Origin of the sequence: Vibrio thalassae, from assembly GCF_900089835.1 — a bacterium.
GTDB lineage: Bacteria > Pseudomonadota > Gammaproteobacteria > Enterobacterales > Vibrionaceae > Vibrio > Vibrio thalassae.
This window is the reverse complement of record NZ_OANU01000189.1, coordinates 1,837-7,274: the sequence shown is the minus strand read 5'-3', so window position 1 is coordinate 7,274 and position 5,438 is coordinate 1,837. Positions and strand designations below refer to the sequence as shown.

Sequence of the window (5,438 nt, the reverse complement as noted above, 5' to 3'; positions counted from 1 at the left end):
AATCGTCGGTCTCGACGACAGTAAACGTCAACAGTTTGAGTGGATTCATCGACCTTAATCGACTGGATTGCCTGCCCCTGAATATGTAAAAGCTGAGAAAGTAACTGGGTCAAAATAGGATTCATCCATACTGACTAAAAAAGGGTTATTAGTCAGTATGGTAGAAGTCATAAGTATTGCGTTATGACTCAACAAAGCGGAGAAGAGCCCCTATAGTTATTCATGATTTGCTAATGTATGATTTTCCGAACCTAATTTTTGTCCAGTAACTTGTCAGGCCGCCCCGTTGTCTGGTGTGATCATTCAAAGTATGTCATTCATAGCGCATCGCTACTTACAATTTTTGTCATATGGTCGAATTGCAGAAGGCCACGAACAAAGCGTGGTATAGCTGAAGCCAAATTGGAATTTTCGCTGAAATGGGGACTACCCTCTGTTGCTTACGTACAAAAAAGAGCCCTTGGTTCAGGGCTCATAAAAATCACGCACAGATTTTTTCGCTCTTAGTTGCAGGTTAAGAGACGTTGTTGATAATAGGCTTATTAGCGATTTGTGTCGTTTGGACTTTTGTTTGTTTGGGTAAACATCACATTTTAATGTCATGCTAGATACAGAAGCAAAACGCCTCCTTTTTATCGGGGAGGCGTTTCGAACGACAAAGAAAACCTGAGAAATCCTTTGTTGTTATTAACAGTGTAGTCAATATGGCGCATATTGCAATTTCGTAGCACCAATCATTTATGCATCTGGTTGATTATTTTGGTTAAAAGCCGTTTATCCACTAATTTTGTGGATAACCAAGAATCTCTCTAAGCCACGATTGTTTCTAGCAACATGTAAAGCAGTGCCTGCTAACAGATAACTGATAAGATGATGTTTTCACGGAATCTGCAATACCTGAAGTTATTAATTAATTGCTAATTTAGGCAAATCGCTAGCAAACTTTTGTCCAGAAATGAGCTACGTGTACAGGTCATAGACCAAAAACTAAAGGCAGCGAGATCAAATTTCGCTGCCTTTTGAGTATGATTTTATTCCCTAGTATGACTTTATTTCTCTTGCACAATAAGCGCACAAGGCACTTTCCTAAGAACCCTGTTCCAGGATGCTTAGGAAAGCGAGGGGGAATCCCCCCTACGCTTGTTATATGTACCTACACGTCGAAGGTTAAAAACCAACGCTTCATTGGAACCGTGATATTTATCATCCCGTTACCGCAAGGTGTCGCACCCCAGAAGTTGTAGGTCGTCTCAAACATGTCGAACTCAGACAACTCCCGAATTTGCATACCTGAGATTGGCTCAAATGGGCCGCCGCAGCCAATGTGCATCGCAAGCCCGTAGTCCCGTAGTCCCGTAGATCAAGATCATCGAGATTTTTACCACCGACACAAGCAATTAAGTTTTCGCCTCGGATCTCGCCTTCTCGCAAAAGCAGTACCGATTCATCGTAGCTCGCGTACTGTGTCGTGAACTTCACAATATGCCCATGCTTGGGTGTGCTCTGTTCCGATAGTTCTTTTAGCAATCGCTTCACGTTCTGAAACTTTGCATAAAGCTCAGGAGTGAATTGCCTTGCATAAGTTAAGTTCGGACAGATCATTTCAAGCATGTCGTCAGGTATAGAAGCAAGCCCCAGTTGCTTTGCCTGCGGCTCAGCTTTTTTTGTGGCTTCTTCTACGACCATTGGATTGCGAAGGTGTTGTTTTGTATTCATGTTCCTCTCCCAGCGACTTGGACATTCGCGCTGCTGCCCCCATCAGTTGGCTAAACGCTTGATCCGTGTACCGCTGTCGCATCAGTTTCACATAGTCCTGAGCGCTGCCCAACCACCCCGCTGGAGGCGAGAATGGGCAGGTAGCTTCGTTGCCAGGCTCAGTGTTGACTTGGGTTAGGTTATACACGCCCATAAGCACCAGCCCTACGTTCCTGTTGTTTCTATCCTAGATAGCACGGACCTCGCTCCATGTATAAATAGTTTGATTGAAACGGCGAAATTAAACGGTCTTGAACCTTACTCCTATCTTCACACCCTTCTCAGTAAGCTACCATACGCAGAGACGTTGGAAGACATAGAAGCGCTTCTACCTTGGAATCTAACCAAAGCCTAACGGCTTTGGTTCTCCTCATCAATACGCCGAGTAACTGGCGCTTACAACACGCCGGGTACTTTCCTACTTTTTTCTCGGTAAAGAGTTGATAGGAAGAGAAGCTTACTCATTTAGCGTGAAGGATCTGGCCTTAGCCGTAGGAGGCCTCAAAGCGATAAGTGCGGCAGAGTTCCGGTGAAAAGATGTGGGGATCCCTCAGGATTAGAATGGGGGTTTTATGGTGCGCTTATCACACACTGAGTATCTAGGTCGTTTAATGGTTGTAAATCAAATGGCCTTTTGTTATTGATAGTTGTATTGATAACTTGGTGGCTATTATCAAATTCAGCGTGATTTACTAATACTTCTTATTCCAGGTTTGGTCTTCGATAATTGGAATATATTTATCCTAATAAATAGGAGGAGTGTAAGAAATGAAATATTCAAATTTTTTCAGTAGATTATCAATAGTGCTATTGATGATTTTCTGTAAATCCGCTTTAGCAATTGACCCAGTATCAGAATTGGTTGAGGTTGATGAGCCGGTGCAATACTCTGTAACAGTACCAGAACTCACCGATGAGGACGTAAAAAATGGGATACATGGCAAAGGAGCAGTGACGTCGATTAAACCAGAACAATGGCAGTTTGTTACAATTAATGAAGAAGAGTGGGCGGTATGGCGAGCTGAAATCCACTCCCCAGGGGCGAAATACCTGAACTTAGGTTTTACATCCTATATCATGCCTGTTGGCGGAACATTACACATATATACCCCCGATAAAAAAGAGGGAATGCCTGTTTATACTCACTTTGATAATGACGACCACGGCGAGTTGTGGATCTCAGCGATTGAAGGCGATACGGCAATTATAGAACTTAACATACCTGCGTACCACTTAGATTCATCTTCAAGAACACCAAGAAGTGCTGATGACACACACGATTTTCATTTAACGTCAGTGATTGTGGAAGTGGAAGGTCGGGTTAAACCACCAGTTGTATTCCAAGAGGCTTGTCTAATAGACGTCGCTTGCCCCGAGGGAGATGACTGGAGGGATCAGATCCGCTCCACTGTCCAATTGGCCATTCCTCATCAAGACCCGTCATGTACAAGTAAGTCTTGCGGGCTAAATCTTCTCTATAAATGCAGTGGGACACTAATTAATAACACAAAGCGAGATGGTAGACCGCTTATTTTAACCGCTTCCCACTGTGAAATTACAGAAAAAAATGCTCATCGGGTAACGGTGAGCTACAACTATCAAGCATCCACATGTGGAACAGGTGCAGAGATAAGCCCTGGACATACTAACCATGGCGTTAAAGTTTTGGCTTCTAACATTGGTCTAGACGGGACAAAACCAATAGATCTAGCGAATGATTATTTATTGCTTGAACTAGAAGATCCTATTAATCCAAACGCAAACGCTTTTCTAGTTGGGTGGAACGGTAATAATGAACAACCAACAATTGGTGCTAACATAAGCCATCCTAAAGGTAGACCAAAATCTATTGCAATTCCTCGAGAAGTATTGTTGTCACAAGATATAGAATCAGATAATGACGAAGATTTGGCTATATACGTTAAATTCGCCAAAGGAGTGAGTTTTGAAGGGAGCTCTGGTTCCGGTTTACTTGATAAACAAAAACGCTTAATTGGGGTAGACAGTTCGGGGGAATATGAAATTTATGATCATGTTTGCGCAGGAAAGGAAATGGTTGAGAGGTATGTAACTCTTTCCCGTCTATTCGACAAATCGTGGAGTGGACCGGATTACAAATCATACTTAGACCCTATAGCCAGCGGTGATTTATCACTCGATGGTATGAATCTTTTAAGTGTTCCTGAGGATGATGTCTATGTTACCAAGGTTGGGAGTAACATTTCATATAATTATCCAAGAGGACAGGAAAATGGGTTATCGAGCCTTGAATGGGATTTCGACGATGGCTCATACTCCTCAGAACATAATAGCGAGCATACCTTTAAAAAGCCGGGTTTACACGAGGTGAGTTTAACGTTAACTAACAATGAGGGTGACGATTTTTCAGCGAGTTTCGACACCTATGTACTTGATAAAAATAGTCGATTATACAATGGCGAAGAAATCAGACCAAAGGCTACGGGGAAAAATAGACGTATACTTTACTTTATAGACGTTCCGGCAAATGTTAGCGATTTAACGGTTACCACCCAACGCGGTAGACATGATATTGATGAAACAGATATAGACCTGACTTTATCCAATACAACAGGTTCTATACTAAACCATCCTTCGGGGTGTAAGAATAGATCTAAGCCAGGAAGTAATAAACAATGCGACGTCTCAAGACCCGTATCCGGCACTTGGTATGTCATGTTGCAAGGTGAGTATGGGATTGATAATGTCAAATTAAAAGTTGAGTACACGTTGCCAAATCTTGACGAAAACTGCATCAGACTATTTGAAAACCCCAACTATCACGGTCTGTCTCAAGATATATGTTTTGGTCCCAACCAGAGTGAATTACACGTTTATGGTGCAGACATAATTCTTGATTATCAGTCAATTAAATTGGGTAGTAACATTCGTGATATGACGCTTTATGGTCCAGATAAAAAGACCATAACAAGTAACTTAGCACAGGTTCCCAGTCCTTGGGGTGTCGCTAACGAATCCTTTTTTATTATTCACACTAAAAAGGTTGCCGATAATTGTGTGCGTTACTTTACCGAGAGCGACTACAAAGGTGATGTAGATGATTTTTGTTTAGACCATGGGAAAGATAAGCGTTTTCCGGATTTAAGAGATTCTAATGACACGTATTCATCGGTAAAAGTTGGTAAAAATGTTTATGTAACCATTTTTGAGCATACTGATTTTAAAGGCTGGAATTGGACACATAAAGCAAATGTGTCGTCCTTTAGCTCAGGTGATAATGAAGTGTCATCTCTAGAGGTGTTTCCACGGCAATTTGGCAGTAAATGTGCCCGTTTTTGGGACCAGGAGGATCATCAAGGGCAACGTTGGGACTTTTGTTTAGATGAAAATCAAGCTTCTAACTATTGGAGAGGTTATGAAGATGGTAAGTATGAAGAGTGGAACGACCGCTTTGAATCTCTAGAAGTAGGTTCAGATATCACTGCTAGACTTTGGTTTCACTACAATAGAACCGGTTTCAACTGGCGTTTTGAGCCTAATTCAAAAGATACATATTTTGGTAAAAATAGCGAAAATAAATTTTCGTACATTGAGTTAAAACATGAACCGTTAAAAGATGACTGTGTTCGCTTTTATGAACGTGCAGACTACCAAGGTGATTCAAAAACATATTGTCTAGATGGAAGGGATGATAATCGAGTTCT

2 protein-coding genes and 1 pseudogene are annotated in these 5,438 nt (G+C 41.7%); 2 read left to right on the top strand and 1 reads right to left on the bottom strand.

All coding sequences use genetic code 11. The features are described from left to right. Positions 1–1,203: 1,203 nt before the first annotated feature. Entirely contained in the window at positions 1,204–1,716 is a 513-nt protein-coding gene (locus VTH8203_RS23650; RefSeq protein ID WP_244181328.1) for a hypothetical protein, read from the bottom strand. A gap of 253 nt (positions 1,717–1,969) precedes the next feature. Here VTH8203_RS23650 and VTH8203_RS23645 point away from each other — a divergent pair. Together VTH8203_RS23645 and VTH8203_RS23635 are read left to right on the top strand one after the other, a co-directional pair. Continuing rightward, positions 1,970–2,110, top strand: a pseudogene (locus VTH8203_RS23645) (transposase domain-containing protein); the annotation flags it as partial. A gap of 413 nt (positions 2,111–2,523) precedes the next feature. Next, positions 2,524–5,438: beta/gamma crystallin domain-containing protein (locus VTH8203_RS23635; protein ID WP_158296249.1), on the top strand; the 2,915-nt coding region annotated here is incomplete at its 3' end.